The organism is Dankookia sp. P2 (assembly GCF_050632255.1).
In the GTDB taxonomy this organism is placed as follows: Bacteria; Pseudomonadota; Alphaproteobacteria; order Acetobacterales; family Acetobacteraceae; genus Paracraurococcus.
In genome coordinates this window covers 2,289,644-2,302,291 of record NZ_CP192581.1, presented here as the reverse complement: position 1 = coordinate 2,302,291, position 12,648 = coordinate 2,289,644, and the positions used below count along the sequence as shown (strand labels likewise).

Below are 12,648 nucleotides of genomic sequence, written 5' to 3'. Positions count from 1 at the left end.
ATCGCTGATGCGCGGCCGGGCGGCGGCTCCTCGATGGGGAGCCGCGGGGCTCGCACCTTCAGCCCACCCCCTCCACCCAGACCGCGCCCGGCACCGCCCGCCAGATGGACCGGACCTGGTCGGAGCCGGCGCGGCCCGCTGCGCCCTATGGGCAGCCGGGCTATGCCCAGCCCTCGCGGCCCTTCCAGCCGAACCCGTCAGGCGGCTTCTTCTCCCGCTCGCCGCTCATGGCCGGGCTGATGGGCGGCCTGATCGGCGCCGGCATCGGCGGCCTGCTATTCGGCCATGGGCTGTTCGGCGGCCTGAGCGGCTTCGCCAGCATCCTCGGCCTGCTGCTGCAGATCGGCATCGTGGTGCTGCTGGTGCGCTTCGCCATGGCCTGGTTCCGCCGCCGGCAGCAGCCGGCCCTGGCCGGGATGCCTGCGGGCATGGCGCGGGAGGCACAGCACGGCCCCCGTCCGGCCTATGGCGGCGGGGGTGGCCGCGCTGCCCCGGCGGGTGAGCCCATCCAACTCACCCCGGCCGATTTCCAGGCCTTCGAGAATGCCCTGAAGGTGGTCAACGCTGCCTGGTCTCGGCAGGACGAACAGGGCATGCGGGCGGTCGCGACGCCGGAGATGATGCAGTATTTCGGCAATGACCTGGCTGACCTCGCTCGCCGTGGCTGGCGCAACGAGACGCGCGACGTGGTGCTCGAGAAGGGCGACCTGGCCGAGGCCTGGCGCGAGGGCGCCCGGGATTACGCCACGGTGGCGATGCGCTTTTCCCAGGTCGACGTCACCCGCCGGATCAGCGATGGCGCGGTGGTGGAGGGTGACCCGAGCCGCCGGGTCACGGCGACGAAGCTCTGGACCTTCGTTCGCACCCAGGGCGGCCCCTGGATGCTCTCGGCGATCCAGCAGACCGGCTGAACCGGGCCTGCGGCCCACCTGACTGTCGTGCTTTGGTCACGTTTGCGCCGCCCGGATCCCTGGTCCGGGCGGCGCGCTCGCATTGGGGTGGACTGGGGCCAAATCATGGCATCATCGTGGCAGCGCGCTGCCGCATTGCCGTCAGAAGGAGAGGTCCCGCCGATGATCGCCTTGTGCTTCCTGGCCGTCCTGGCCGCTATCGGTGGGCTTGCCGCGGTCGGGCTGGCTCTTGGCCCGGCTGCCGTGCTGGCGCCCGGGGCGCTGCTGGCGGCCCCGGCGCTCGGCGCGGTCTCGCTGGCCGCGGGCCTTGCCGCGACCGCGGTGGCGCTCCGCCGCGAGGCCCAGGGGCGCGGCCAGGCCTGAGGCGCCGCCGCGCCTAGGGAAGCACGCCTGCCGGCACTCCCGGGCTGCGGAAAGCATAGCGCAGCCCGACCAATAGGGCGTGGTTGTGGTTGGTCGTCTCGACCTTGGCGTCGCGGAAGCCGGCTCGGCCGATCTTCACGCCATGTTCCACCTGCGGATCAAGCACCGCGAAATAGCGGTATTGGGTGGAGAGAGAGAGACCAGGCAGCAGGCGCGACAGGTTCCAATCCAGGCCGACGATAGCTTGGTAGGCGAAGCGGCCGTCGACGCCATAGGTCATCGAGCCATCATTGCCGCTGCGCGTCATCACCTTGTCATAGGCGGACCAGGCATAGCCGGCACCGAGCCCGACCTGCGGCGTAACCGGCACGCCCAGGCGCCAGCCCAGCCCTGGACGTCATACAACAGGTTGGCCATCACCGCCGAGGTGCTGGTCGTGCCGGTGCAGCTGCGGGTGCGCCGGATAGCCGGCGACGGACACCGCGCCGACCCCGGCGCTGCGATAGCTGAACTCCACCTCGGTGCGGATGCCCTGGCCGAAGCCCCAGCCTAGGCTGCCGAAGGCGACCGGGCCGGGGCTGTCGAAGCTAAGCGTGCCGGTGGTGCCGATGCGCATGGCGCGAGCCATGTCCGCACCATGCCCTTTCAGGGTCAGGTCGGAATCCTGGCGGAAATTCGCCCCGGCTCCGGCGCCGATATAGGGGCCGCTCACCTGCGCCAAGGCGGAGCCGCCGGCCGCAAGCATCAGCAGGCCGGTAAGGAACAGCGATCTCGTGAAGTTCATTTTCTCGCCCGCGTGATTGTCTTACGGGACGAAAGGATCGACCCGCCGCGGAAAACCCTATGAGTGGAGCTGAAGCTTAACTTCTCACGAGTAGTGGTGTAGTACCAATTTCAGATCATTGTTATGCGTATACGAAAATGTGGGCTTCAAGCGCTTAAATATCGTCAGGAAGTGTCTCCTTTATAGGTGCTTTGTTATCCAAAATCCTGTCTATTCTCACCGCTCTGCGATATGCGTGCCAGTGGTGGGGTTGAGAGGGACCGGCCTGCATTGCCAGGCTGCGTCGGCGGCGCATTGCCCGCCGGCCCATCACCGCGACAGCACCGCGTTCCTTCGATTGCAGGGGCGTGACATCCGGCATCCGGGACCAGCTTTCGCCCCAGCGTCACGCAAGATTCACGGCCGCTGCCGCTCGCCTGCGTTACTCCGGCGGCGCGCAACAGCCGGTGCCCCGGTGCGGTCATCCTCCTGCGCCGGAACCGGTCCCTGAGGCAGGTGCGATGCAGACGACCGATGCAAAGAGCCGATACCGCACGATCTTCCTCTCGGACGTGCATCTCGGGACCAGGGGCTCCCGGTCGGACTTCCTGCTCAACTTCCTGCGCCGGACCGAGTGCGACCAGTTGTACCTCGTCGGCGACATCATCGACGGCTAGCGGCTACGCAAGTCCTGGTACTGGACCAGCGAGTTCGACGAGGTGCTGCGCGAGATCCTGACCATTGCCCGGCGCGGCGTCACGGTGACCTACATCCCCGGCAACCACGACGAGATGTTCCGCGAATGGCTGGGTCTTGGCTTCGAGGTCGCAGGCGTGCGGATGGCGCGCGACGCGGTGCATGAGGGTGCGGATGGCCGCAGCTACCTGGTGATCCATGGGGACGAGTTCGATGGCGTCATCCGTTATGCCAAGGTCCTCGCTCATCTCGGCGACTGGGCCTATGACTGGGCGCTGGCGCTGAACCGGGTCCTCAACCTCGGCCGGCGGCGCCTCGGCTATCCCTACTGGTCGCTGTCGCAGTGGCTGAAGCGCCAGGTGAAGGGCGCGGTCAAGGCGATCGACCGGTTCAAGCTGGCACTGGCCGGAGAGGCGCGGCGGCGTGGCCTGGATGGCGTCATCTGCGGCCATATCCACCATGCCGAGATGCGGATGGTGCAGGGCGTCATGTACATGAACGACGGCGACTGGGTGGAAAGCTGCACCGCGCTGGTCGAGCACGCCGACGGCCGGTTCGAGTTGGTGGACTGGGCGGCGGAAAACCGGCTTTCCTTCTGGCGCCGGCTCGGCAGCCCAGTCGTGGCGGTGGCTTGAACGGCACCCTGCCATGTTCATCGACCTCGCTGACGCGCCGGATGCCGCGGCCACGACCCTGCCCGATGCCGAGATGCTGCGGCTGCTGATCGTCACCGATGCCTGGGCGCCGCAGGTGAACGGCGTGGTGCGCACCCTGTCGACCGTCGCCGCGCGGCTGCAGGGCGTTGGGCGACACGGTGGAGGTGATCGGGCCCGACCGGTTCCGCACCCTGCCAATGCCGGGCTACCCGGAAATTCGCCTGGCGTTGCGGCCGGCTCGCCCGCTGCGCGGGGTGGTCGACGCCTTTCGCCCGACCGCGGTGCATATCGCCACCGAGGGCCCGCTCGGGATGGCGATGCGGGCGCTCTGCCTGCAGCGCCGCTGGCCCTTCACCACCAGCTTCCACACCAAGTTTCCTGAGTACCTGCAGGCCCGCACCGGCCTGCCTCCGCGCTTCGCCTGGGCTTGGCTACGCCGATTCCATGAAGCCGGGAACGGCACCTTCGCCGCCACCCCTCACTTCGCGCCAAGCTCGCCGAGCGCGGCTTCACCAGGATCCGCCCCTGGACCCGCGGCGTCGATCTCGCCCAGTTCACGCTCGAGCCGCGCGAGGCTTGGGCCGGATTGCCGCGGCCGGTCTTCCTCTATGCCGGCCGCGTCGCGGTGGAGAAGAACATCGAGGCCTTCCTGGCGCTCGACCTGCCGGGGTCGAAAGTGGTGGTGGGCGACGGACCGCAGCGTGCCGCGCTGGCCCGGCGCTTCCCGGCGGCGCATTTCGCCGGCTGGAAGCAGGGGCCGACCTGGCGCGCTGCTATGCCGGGGCGGATGTCTCCGTCTTCCCCTCGAAGACCGACACCTTCGGCCTTGTGATCCTCGAGGCGATGGCCTGCGGCACTCCCGGTTGCGGCCTATCCGGTGACCGGGCCGCTCGACGTCATCCCGGGCTCCGGCGCCGGGGTGGTGGACGCCGACCTGCGGGCGGCGGCGCTGGCGGCGCTCGGCTGCGACCGTGCAGCGGCGCGGCGGCATGCGGAGCGTTATTCCTGGGAGGCCTGCGCCGCCGTCTTCCGCCGCCAGCTGGTGCCGATCGGCTAGGGGCTCTGGACCAGCCACCCGCGACCGGGCGCGGCGCGGTGGCCTGTTCCGCCGCCGCCCGGCATGCTACCCGGCGCTTCTCGATATGCGCCCGCATCCATGTTCCGGCGGCTGATCCGCTCCGCTGCTGCCCAGGCGGCCTTTGCCTGGCTGCTCGGCCTGTACCTGGCCTGCGTCTACCGCACCACGCGCTGGACGCTGCTGGGGGAGGCCCCGCTGCGCGCCGCCTTCCGCGACCCGGCGGGCAAGCCCCGCACCGTTATCGCCGCCTTCTGGCACGAACGCCTGCCGATGATGCCGATGCTCTGGCAGCAGGCCCGCGCCCGGCTGCCGGAGATGGCGGGGATGCGGGCGCATGTCCTGGTCTCCCGCCACCGCGACGGCCGCTTCATCGGCGAGGTGGTGCGGCGCTTCGACCTCGACATGGTGCATGCCTCGACCAGTGCCGGGGGCCGCCGCGAAGGGTGGCGCCAGCAAGGGCGGCGCCACCGGCATGCGCGTGCTGCTGCGGATGCTGGCCCGGGGCGACATGGTGGCGATCACCCCGGACGGGCCGCGCGGGCCGCGCCGGGTCGCGGCGCCCGGCGTCGCCCAGCTCGCCGCCGTCTCCGGCCTGCCGGTGCTGCCTTGCGCCGCGCGAACGACACGGGTGCATGTTCTGGGGAGCTGGGATCGCATGGTGCTGCCGCTGCCCTTCGGCCGCGGCGTGCTGGTGGTGCAGCCGGCCGTGGCAGTCGACCGGGACGACCCGCTCGCCGCCCTACCGGCCATCGAGGCCGGGCTGACCGCCGCCTGCGCCGCGGCCGATGCCTGGGTGGCGGCCCCGGTGGCCGCCCGCGCCGCCATGGCATGACCACCGGCCTCGCGCTCTGGCGGCTCGCCGCCGGCGCCGCGGCGCCGCTGCTGCTGCCGCTGCATCTCCGCCGGCGGGCCCGGCTGGGCAAGGAGATCGCGGCGCGGCTCGGCGAACGCCGGGGCGAGGGCGCCGCCCGGCCGCCCGGCCGGCTGCTCTGGCTGCATGCGGCGAGCGTCGGCGAGACCCTCTCGGTCGTCCCGCTGCTCGAGGCATTGGCGGCCCGCGCGCCGGACCTGACCCTGCTGGTCACCACTGGTACCGTCACCGCCGCCGGGCTGCTGGTCCAGCGGCTGCCGGATGGGCTGGGCGGGCGGCTGTTGCACCGCTTTGTGCCGCTGGACGTGCCCCGCTGGGTGGCGCGCTTCCTCGATGGCTGGCGGCCGGATTGCGCGGTGCTGGTGGAAGCCGAGCTCTGGCCCAACCTGATCGCCGGCCTCGGCGCGCGCGGCGATGCCTCTGGCCCTGGTGAATGCGCGGTTCAGCGCGCGGTCGGCCCGCCGCTGGCGGCTGCTCGCGCCGGGACTCGGGCGACGGCTGCTCGGCGCCTTCCGCCTGGTCACGGCCCAGTCCGCCGCCGATGCGGCCCGGCTGCGGGCGCTGGGCGCGGCCGAGGTGCTGACGCCAGGCAACCTGAAGGATGCGGCGCCTCCTCTGCCGGCCGATGCGGCGGCGCTGGCGGCGCTGCGCGATGCGATCGGCGCCCGCCCGGTCTTCCTCGCCGCCAGTACCCAGCCGGGGGAGGAGGCAATCGTCGCCGCGGCGCATGCGCGACTGGCCCTGGCGCAGCCCGGGCTGCTGACCATCATCGTCCCGCGCCACCCGGACCGCGGCGGCGCCATCGCCGACGAGTTGGCACCGTTGGCGGTGGTGCGGCGCGCGGCCGGCGCCCTGCCCGGGCCGGAGACCGAGTTCTATGTCGCGGATACCCTGGGCAAGCTCGGCCTGTTCTATCGCTTGGCCGGGGTCTGCCTCGTTGGCGGCTCCCTGGTCCCGCATGGCGGGCAGAACCCGCGCGAGCCGGCCCGGCTCGGCTGCCCCATCCTGCTCGGCCCGCATACTTGGAACTTCGAGGAGCCGGTCGCCCGGCTGCTGGCCGAAGGCGGCGCCCTCCGCGTGGCGCCCGAGCCGGCGGCGCTGGCGGCTGCCGCCGGGGCCGTGCTATCGAATCCGGACCGCGGACAAGCCATGGCGAATGCCGCCGCCGCGGCGCTCGCGGCGGAGGCCGGCCTGCCGGACCTCCTCGCGGGAATGCTGATCGGGCTCCTCCCCGGCGCCGGGCCTGGGGATGTGCCGAAGGAAGTCTGCGTGACGCCCCCCTGAGGCCGATCCGGCGGCGACGCCGGGCCAGCCAACCCATCCAGAACGGGGGCGTCGAGGGCCGGGCTGCGGCCCCGGACCGGCATCGCCGGTACCGGGATCCGGCCGGGTGAACGCCTGATGAACCGAGGACTGGTCGAGGCCTGATGCGTGCCCCCGAATCCTGGACCGGGGACGGTGGGGGATTGCTGCCCCTGTTCCTGTCCCCCGCCGCCGCCGTCTATGCCGCCGTCACCGCGCGGCGCATGCGGCGGCATGGCTGGACGGCGCCGGTCCCGGTGATCTGCTGCGGCAATGCCACGGCCGGCGGGTCGGGCAAGACCACCGTCGCGCTCGATCTCGGCCAGCGGCTGGCGAGGCGGGGCGTTGGCGTGCATTTCCTCCTGCGCGGCTATGGTGGTCATCTGAAGGGCCCAGCCCGGGTCGACCCGCGCGCCCATGACAGTCAGGCGGTGGGGGATGAGGCCCTGCTGCTGGCGGCCGAGCGGCCGGCCTGGATCTCGGCCGACCGCGCCGCCGGGGCGCGGGCTGCGGTCGCCGGCGGGGCGCAGTGCATCGTCATGGATGACGGGCTGCAGAACCCCACCCTAGAGAAGGACCTTTCCCTCCTGATCGTCGACGGCACCTACGGCTTCGGCAATGGCCGCATCATCCCGGCCGGGCCCTTGCGGGAGATGCCGGAGGCCGCGGCCGCCCGCTGCCGTGCAGCGGTGCTGATCGGCGAGGACGAGTGCGGTGCGCTTGCCCGGCTGCCACCCCGCCTGCCGGTGCTGCGGGCGAAGCTGGTGCCGGGGCCGGAGGCCGAGCTGCTGGCCGGCCAGCCGGTCTATGCCTTCTGCGGCATTGGCAACCCGCGCAAGTTCTTCTCGACCCTGCAGGAGGCCGGGGCGGTGCTGGCCGGGCGGATGCCCTTCGCCGACCACTACCCATTCGACGAGGGCGACATGCGCGAAGCTGCTGGCCGAGGCCGAGCGGCTGCGCGCCGTCCCAGTGACCACCCGCAAGGATTTCGTCCGCATCCCCGCTGCCTTCCGCAGCCGGGTCACGGTAGTGACGATCCGGCTGGAATGGCAGGAGCCGGCGACGATCGAGGGGTTGCTCGACCCTTTGGCGCAGCGGGTGCCGATCCCTGCCTGAGTCGCTCGGCGTAGAAGGCTGCAATCCGCCTTCGAGACCCTGGCCGTCCGCGCGGTCCTCGCCCTGGCGCGCCGCCTCGGGCCGGTCGGTGCCTCGCATGCCGGTGGCGCGCTGGCCCGTTGGCTCGGCCCGCTGCTGCCGGTCTCCCGCATCGCCCGGGCCAACCTGGCGCTGGCGCTGCCGGAGCGCGATGCCGCCCAGCGCGCCCGCATCCTGCGTGGCATGTGGGAGAATCTGGGCCGCACGGTCGGCGAGCTGCCGCATCTGCCGGCGCTCAAGTGGGAGATCGTCGGGGCCGAGCACCTGGCGCCCATCGCCGCCGCAGGTGGGCCGGCGATCATGGTTTCGGGTCATATCGGCAATTGGGAGGTGCTGCCGCCGGCGCTCGAGCGGCTCGGCATCCGTATGGGCAGCGTCTACCGCGCGGCGGACAACCCGGCAGTGGACGCCCTGGTCAACGGGCTGCGCGCCCGGGCGGTGCCGGGGCCGCCGCTGCCGCTGTTTCCGAAGGGTGCGCAGGGTGCCCGGGCGGCGCTGAAATTCCTGTCACAGGGCGGGGTGCTCGGCCTGCTGGCCGACCAGAAGCTGAACGACGGGATCGAGGTGCCGCTGCTGGGCGTGCCGGCGATGACCGCGCCGGCCCCGGCGCAACTGGCGTTGCGCTTCCACTGCCCGGTGATCCCAGGCCGCATCCAGCGGCTCGGCGCCTGCCGGTTCAGGTTGGTGGTGGACCCGCCTTTAGCGCTGCCCGGGATGGCCGACCGCCAGGCAGCGATCCGGGCGCTGACCGGGGCGATCAACGACCGACTCTCGGCCTGGATCCGGGAGCGGCCGGAGGAGTGGCTCTGGCTGCATCGGCGCTGGCCGAAGCCCGACTGATCCATCGCGGCAGGACTTAGCCGCTCCGGCGGCCTTCGCCATCGGATATGTCAAGGTCGCTATACCGGCTGGACGGTTGACTGACCGTCCAGCCGGTATAGTCTCTCCCCATGCCTGATGGATCCGTGACAAGCGACGCCCGCACTCGCATTCTCGACGCCGCTGAGGCGATCGTCCGCGCCCGCGGTGTCAGCGGCCTGACCCTTGATGCCGCGGCTCGCCAGGCCGGCGTCTCCAAGGGCGGGCTGCTCTATCACTTCAGCTCCAAGGAAGCGCTGATCACCGGCCTGCTCGGCCGCATGGCCGAGTGGATGGCGTTGGACTTCGAGGCCTGTGTCGCCAGCCAGCCGGAAGGCCCCGGCCGGGTCGCCCGTGCGATGCTGGCCTGGGCCTTCGAGCTGACGCCCGAGGCGATGAACGAGCGCTGCGACCGTGCCGCGGCCGTCTTCCTCGCCGCTTTCCACCACGACCCCGCCTTGCTCGGCCCGATCCGCGCGGTGATCGCCCGGATGCGGGAGGCAGTGGCGGCGGACGGCCTGCCGTCCGGTCATGGCCACGCCATCATGGCGGCCGGCGACGGGCTGTTCATGGCCCGCGTCTTCGGCCTCTACACGCCGACGGAGCAGGAGCGCCACGCCATGCACGCCGCTCTCTCGCGCCTGCTGGAGGCCGCGCCATGAGGCTCGTTCCGGCCGTGGCGGGCGCCACCATGATCCTGCTGCTGGCCGGCGCCGCGGCCGCCACCACCCAGGTCTCGCCGGAAGCGCCGGGGCTGCTCGGCGTCCTTGCTCCGCTGCTCGGCTGCGGCAGCCCGGAGGATGCGGCGCTGCTCTCGCGCGATCTGCTGGACGAGGCCGAGTTCATCGCCCAGCTCGGCGTGCCTGCGGCTGAGGCCGGTCAATGAACCGCAGGCGGCTCTTGCCGGGAGTGCTGGTCCTGACTGCGATCGGCGCCGGCGCCCTGGCCTGGAGCCGCGAGGGCAGCGCCGACCGTGCACCGCCGCCCGCCGCCACCCCGGCCGCACCCATCGGCGTCGGCGCGCTCGGCCGGGTCGAGCCGGCCTCGCGCATCCGCAAGCTGAACCAGCCCGGTGGCTTCAACGTCGCCCGGCTCGACCGCCTGCTGGTCGCCGAGGGCGACCGGGTCGAGGCCGGGCAACTGCTGGCGGTGCTGGCCGATGCGGCGCAGAAGGACGCCGCCGCGCTGCAGGCCGAGGCCGCCGCCCGGCAATCCCGTGCCAGCTTCGAGCGCATCCGCGCCGCGGGCCGGCCGGAGGAGATCGAGGCGCAGCGCGCCCGCATCCAGGCGCTGCACGCCGCCGAGGCCAGCGCCCGGCGCGAGGCCGAGCGGGCCGAGGCGCTGCTGCCCTCCGGCGCCGGCAACATCGCCACCGCCGAACGCAACCGATTCGCCGCCAGCCGCACCGCCGCCGAACGGGCCGAGGCCGAGGCGACGCTGCAGCGCCTGCTGCGCCCCCGCCCGGAGGACCTTGCGGTGGCCGAGGCCGAGTTGGCCGGGGCCGAGGCGGCGGTCGTGAAGGCCCGCGCCGATGCCGGCCTATCGCGTATCGTGGCGCCGATCGCCGGCACCGTGCTGAAGGTCTATGCCCGGCCGGGCGACCAGGTCGGCAGCGACGGCGTGCTCGACCTTGCCGATCTCAGCCGGCTCGACGTCGTCGCCGATGTCTTCGAGACCGACCTGCCCCGGCTGCGCGAGGGCGCGCCGGCCGAGGTGGTGGTCCCCGGCGAGCCGCGCCGCTACGCCGCCACGCTGCGGGAGATCGGCTGGATGGTCCGCCGCACCACCCAGGCCGGCACCGACCCGGTGGCGGCGGTGGATGCCCGCACCGTCGAGGTGCGTCTCGCCTTGGGCGAGGAAGGCCGCGCCGCGCTGGGCGGCGGACCAACATGCAGGTCCAGGTGGCGATCCGCCCATGACCGTGCAGCGGCGTGAGGCGCCGGCGCCGCCCGGCTTCCTGCCCTGGGCACCGGAGCTGACCGGGGAGGCCGGCGCGCCGCCGCCCGAGGCCCGCGCGCCGCGCGCGCGGCCGGGGGGTGGCGCTCTGGCTCCCCGCTCCGCCTGGCTTGGCGGCAGCTGCGGGCGGAGAAGGCGCGGCTCGCCTCGGCCACCGCCGGCGTCATGTTCGCCTGCGTGCTGGTGTTCATGCAGCTGGGATTCCGCTCCGCGCTGTTCGACAGCGCCACCGCGCTGCTGTCCGCCATGCGGGCCGACATCTTCCTGATGCATCCGTTGACCATCGTCAGCTTCAAGCCGGAGATGCTGCCGCGGGTGCGCGCCAGCCAGGCGCTCGCCTTGCCGGAGGTGGAGGCGGCGGTGCCGGTCTATCTGGCGCAAGCGACCTGGCGGAACCCCGAGAGCGGCGCCCGCCGCGCGGTGCAACTCGTTGGCTTCGACATCGAGGCGGGGGTGATGGACTTCCCCGGCCTGGCGCCGCTGGTGGAAACCTTGAAGCGCCCGGACACCATGGCCTTCGACCGCCGCTCGCGCCCCGAATTCGGCCCGGTGCCCAGGCTGCTGGAACAGCGCGGGCCCTTCGAGGTGCAGGTCGCCAACCGGCAGATGGAGGTGGTCGGGCTGATCGAGATCGGCCCTTCCTTCGGTGCCGACGGCAACGTGGTGATGTCGGAGACGAATTTCCCGTCGGCTGGTGAAGGAACGCCTGGTCAGCCAGGTGGACCTGGTGGCGATCCGCCTGGCGCCGGGGACTGACCGCGACGTGGCGGTGGCGCGGCTGAAGCAGGTGATGCCGCCCGACGTGATGGTGCTGTCGCAGCCGCAGTTGGTGAAGCACGAGCGCGACTACTGGGAGACCGCGACGCCGATCGGCTTCATCTTCATGTTCGGCAGCATCATGGGGCTGATCGTCGGGATGGTGATCGTCTACCAGATCCTGTTCAGCGACATCGCCAGCCACCTCAAGGAATACGCCACGCTGAAGGCGATGGGCTATTCCAACTTCTATCTCGGCCGCGCGGTACTCTCGGCCGCCTTCATCCTGGCGCTGCTCGGCTTCCTGCCGGGCTTCGCGCTTTCGGCCTTCCTCTATGACGTGGTCGGCCGAAGCACCTTCCTGCCGCTGGCGATGGATGCGTCGCGGGGCCTGGCGGTGTTCGGGATGATCTTCACCATGTGCGGCCTCGCCGGGCTGCTGGCGATGCGCAAGCTGCGCGACGCCAACCCCGCGGACATGTTCTGATGGACGGGCAGGCGTCGGTCGCGGGGCCCGCCCCCGTCGAGATCCGCGGCCTCGACTATGCCTATGGCGAGGGCGAGCTGCGCCGGCCGGTGCTGCGCGACATCGACCTGACCATCCGCCCCGGCGAGATCGTGCTGCTCACCGGCCCCTCCGGCAGCGGCAAGACAACGCTGCTGACCCTGATTGGCGCGCTCAGGGCGATGCAGGAGGGCTCCTGCCGCGTGCTGGGCCAGAGAGCTGATGAGCGCGGGCGAGGGCAGCGCGTCGCGCTTCGCCGCCGGATCGGCTTCATCTTCCAGCAGCACAACCTGCTCGGCTTCCTCACCGCGCAGCAGAACGTCGCCATGGCGATCGAGCTCGACCCCCGCACGACCGAGGCCGCGCGGCTGCAGCGGGCGACCGGGATGCTGGCGGCCGTGGGCCTGGGCGACCGCGGCGGCAGCCGGCCGGACCAGCTCTCTGGCGGGCAGCGGCAGCGCGTCGCGGTGGCGCGGGCGCTGGCGGGCGAGCCCGGGCTGATCCTGGCGGACGAGCCTACCGCCGCGCTCGACCGGCAATCGGGCGGTGAGGTGGTGCGGCTGCTGCGTGACCTGGCGAAGCGGCGCGGGGTGCCGATCCTGTTGGTGACGCATGACCCGCGCATCCTCGACCTCGCGGACCGCATCGTCTCGATGGAGGATGGGCGGATCGTGCCCACGAAACAAGCAGAGGGCGTCCCGGCGGCCTGATTTCCCGTAAGCGTGCCGGTTGACGCGGCCGGCACGGGCCGGACAGCATCCTTGTCACCAACGAAAGG

Annotated in this window: 16 protein-coding genes and 5 pseudogenes; 19 read left to right on the top strand and 2 right to left on the bottom strand. The window is 72.2% G+C overall.

Annotated elements, in window-relative coordinates; all coding sequences use genetic code 11:
• Positions 1–104 precede the first annotated feature (104 nt).
• Entirely contained in the window at positions 105–911 is an 807-nt protein-coding gene (locus ACQ86J_RS13725) for a TIM44-like domain-containing protein (RefSeq protein ID WP_431271538.1), read from the top strand.
• A gap of 162 nt (positions 912–1,073) precedes the next feature.
• The gene (locus ACQ86J_RS13720; RefSeq protein ID WP_431271537.1) at positions 1,074–1,274 is read left to right on the top strand and encodes a hypothetical protein; all 201 of its coding nucleotides are present in this window, start codon (positions 1,074–1,076) and stop codon (positions 1,272–1,274) included.
• 13 nt (positions 1,275–1,287) lie between these two features.
• Here the strand turns inward: ACQ86J_RS13720 and ACQ86J_RS13715 are convergent, their stop codons facing one another.
• Positions 1,288–1,644, bottom strand: a complete 357-nt coding sequence (locus ACQ86J_RS13715; RefSeq protein WP_431271536.1) for an outer membrane protein — start codon at positions 1,642–1,644, stop codon at positions 1,288–1,290.
• A gap of 27 nt (positions 1,645–1,671) precedes the next feature.
• On the bottom strand, positions 1,672–2,058 hold the full coding sequence (locus tag ACQ86J_RS13710) for a hypothetical protein (protein ID WP_431271535.1): 387 nt from the start codon (positions 2,056–2,058) through the stop codon (positions 1,672–1,674).
• Between the two features lie 500 nt (positions 2,059–2,558).
• Between ACQ86J_RS13710 and ACQ86J_RS13705 the strand changes: the two genes are divergently transcribed.
• The 17 genes and pseudogenes from ACQ86J_RS13705 to ACQ86J_RS13625 all read left to right on the top strand — a co-directional run bounded on the left by ACQ86J_RS13705 (position 2,559) and on the right by ACQ86J_RS13625 (position 12,580).
• Entirely contained in the window at positions 2,559–2,714 is a 156-nt protein-coding gene (locus tag ACQ86J_RS13705) for a hypothetical protein (protein ID WP_431271534.1), read from the top strand.
• A 42-nt stretch (positions 2,715–2,756) separates the two neighbouring features.
• A complete protein-coding gene (locus tag ACQ86J_RS13700; protein WP_431271533.1) occupies positions 2,757–3,368 on the top strand; it encodes a UDP-2,3-diacylglucosamine diphosphatase in 612 nt (203 codons plus the stop codon).
• Between the two features lie 218 nt (positions 3,369–3,586).
• Positions 3,587–3,808, top strand: a pseudogene (locus tag ACQ86J_RS13695) (glycosyltransferase); the annotation flags it as partial.
• A 25-nt stretch (positions 3,809–3,833) separates the two neighbouring features.
• Positions 3,834–4,202: pseudogene (locus ACQ86J_RS13690) on the top strand (hypothetical protein); the annotation flags it as partial.
• A 64-nt stretch (positions 4,203–4,266) separates the two neighbouring features.
• On the top strand, positions 4,267–4,446 hold the full coding sequence (locus ACQ86J_RS13685) for a hypothetical protein (RefSeq protein WP_431271532.1): 180 nt from the start codon (positions 4,267–4,269) through the stop codon (positions 4,444–4,446).
• A gap of 63 nt (positions 4,447–4,509) precedes the next feature.
• Positions 4,510–4,851, top strand: a pseudogene (locus ACQ86J_RS13680) (hypothetical protein); the annotation flags it as partial.
• Positions 4,802–5,299 (top strand): lysophospholipid acyltransferase family protein, encoded by a 498-nt coding sequence (locus tag ACQ86J_RS13675; protein ID WP_431271531.1) that lies wholly within the window; start codon positions 4,802–4,804, stop codon positions 5,297–5,299. The pseudogene ACQ86J_RS13680 and the gene ACQ86J_RS13675, both read left to right, overlap by 50 nt.
• A pseudogene (locus ACQ86J_RS13670) lies at positions 5,296–5,691 on the top strand (glycosyltransferase N-terminal domain-containing protein); the annotation flags it as partial. The gene ACQ86J_RS13675 and the pseudogene ACQ86J_RS13670, both read left to right, overlap by 4 nt.
• Positions 5,692–5,752: 61 nt before the next feature.
• Positions 5,753–6,622 (top strand): 3-deoxy-D-manno-octulosonic acid transferase, encoded by an 870-nt coding sequence (locus ACQ86J_RS13665; RefSeq protein WP_431271530.1) that lies wholly within the window; start codon positions 5,753–5,755, stop codon positions 6,620–6,622.
• A gap of 143 nt (positions 6,623–6,765) precedes the next feature.
• A pseudogene (gene lpxK, locus ACQ86J_RS13660) lies at positions 6,766–7,756 on the top strand (tetraacyldisaccharide 4'-kinase).
• Positions 7,757–7,774: 18 nt separating this feature from the next.
• Positions 7,775–8,635 (top strand): lysophospholipid acyltransferase family protein, encoded by an 861-nt coding sequence (locus ACQ86J_RS13655; RefSeq protein WP_431272397.1) that lies wholly within the window; start codon positions 7,775–7,777, stop codon positions 8,633–8,635.
• 125 nt (positions 8,636–8,760) lie between these two features.
• A complete protein-coding gene (locus ACQ86J_RS13650) occupies positions 8,761–9,315 on the top strand; it encodes a TetR/AcrR family transcriptional regulator (protein ID WP_431271529.1) in 555 nt (184 codons plus the stop codon).
• A complete protein-coding gene (locus tag ACQ86J_RS13645) occupies positions 9,312–9,539 on the top strand; it encodes a hypothetical protein (protein WP_431271528.1) in 228 nt (75 codons plus the stop codon). The genes ACQ86J_RS13650 and ACQ86J_RS13645 overlap by 4 nt, the downstream gene beginning before the upstream one ends.
• Positions 9,540–9,562: 23 nt before the next feature.
• Positions 9,563–10,588 (top strand): HlyD family efflux transporter periplasmic adaptor subunit, encoded by a 1,026-nt coding sequence (locus ACQ86J_RS13640; RefSeq protein ID WP_431271527.1) that lies wholly within the window; start codon positions 9,563–9,565, stop codon positions 10,586–10,588.
• 186 nt (positions 10,589–10,774) lie between these two features.
• Positions 10,775–11,365 carry a hypothetical protein gene (locus ACQ86J_RS13635; RefSeq protein ID WP_431271526.1) on the top strand — a complete coding sequence of 197 codons (591 nt, stop codon included), beginning with the start codon at positions 10,775–10,777 and terminating at the stop codon, positions 11,363–11,365.
• Positions 11,304–11,852 (top strand): FtsX-like permease family protein, encoded by a 549-nt coding sequence (locus ACQ86J_RS13630; protein WP_431271525.1) that lies wholly within the window; start codon positions 11,304–11,306, stop codon positions 11,850–11,852. Before ACQ86J_RS13635 ends, ACQ86J_RS13630 begins: the two co-directional genes overlap by 62 nt.
• Entirely contained in the window at positions 11,852–12,580 is a 729-nt protein-coding gene (locus tag ACQ86J_RS13625) for an ATP-binding cassette domain-containing protein (protein ID WP_431271524.1), read from the top strand. Before ACQ86J_RS13630 ends, ACQ86J_RS13625 begins: the two co-directional genes overlap by 1 nt.
• The last annotated feature ends 68 nt before the right edge of the window (positions 12,581–12,648 follow it).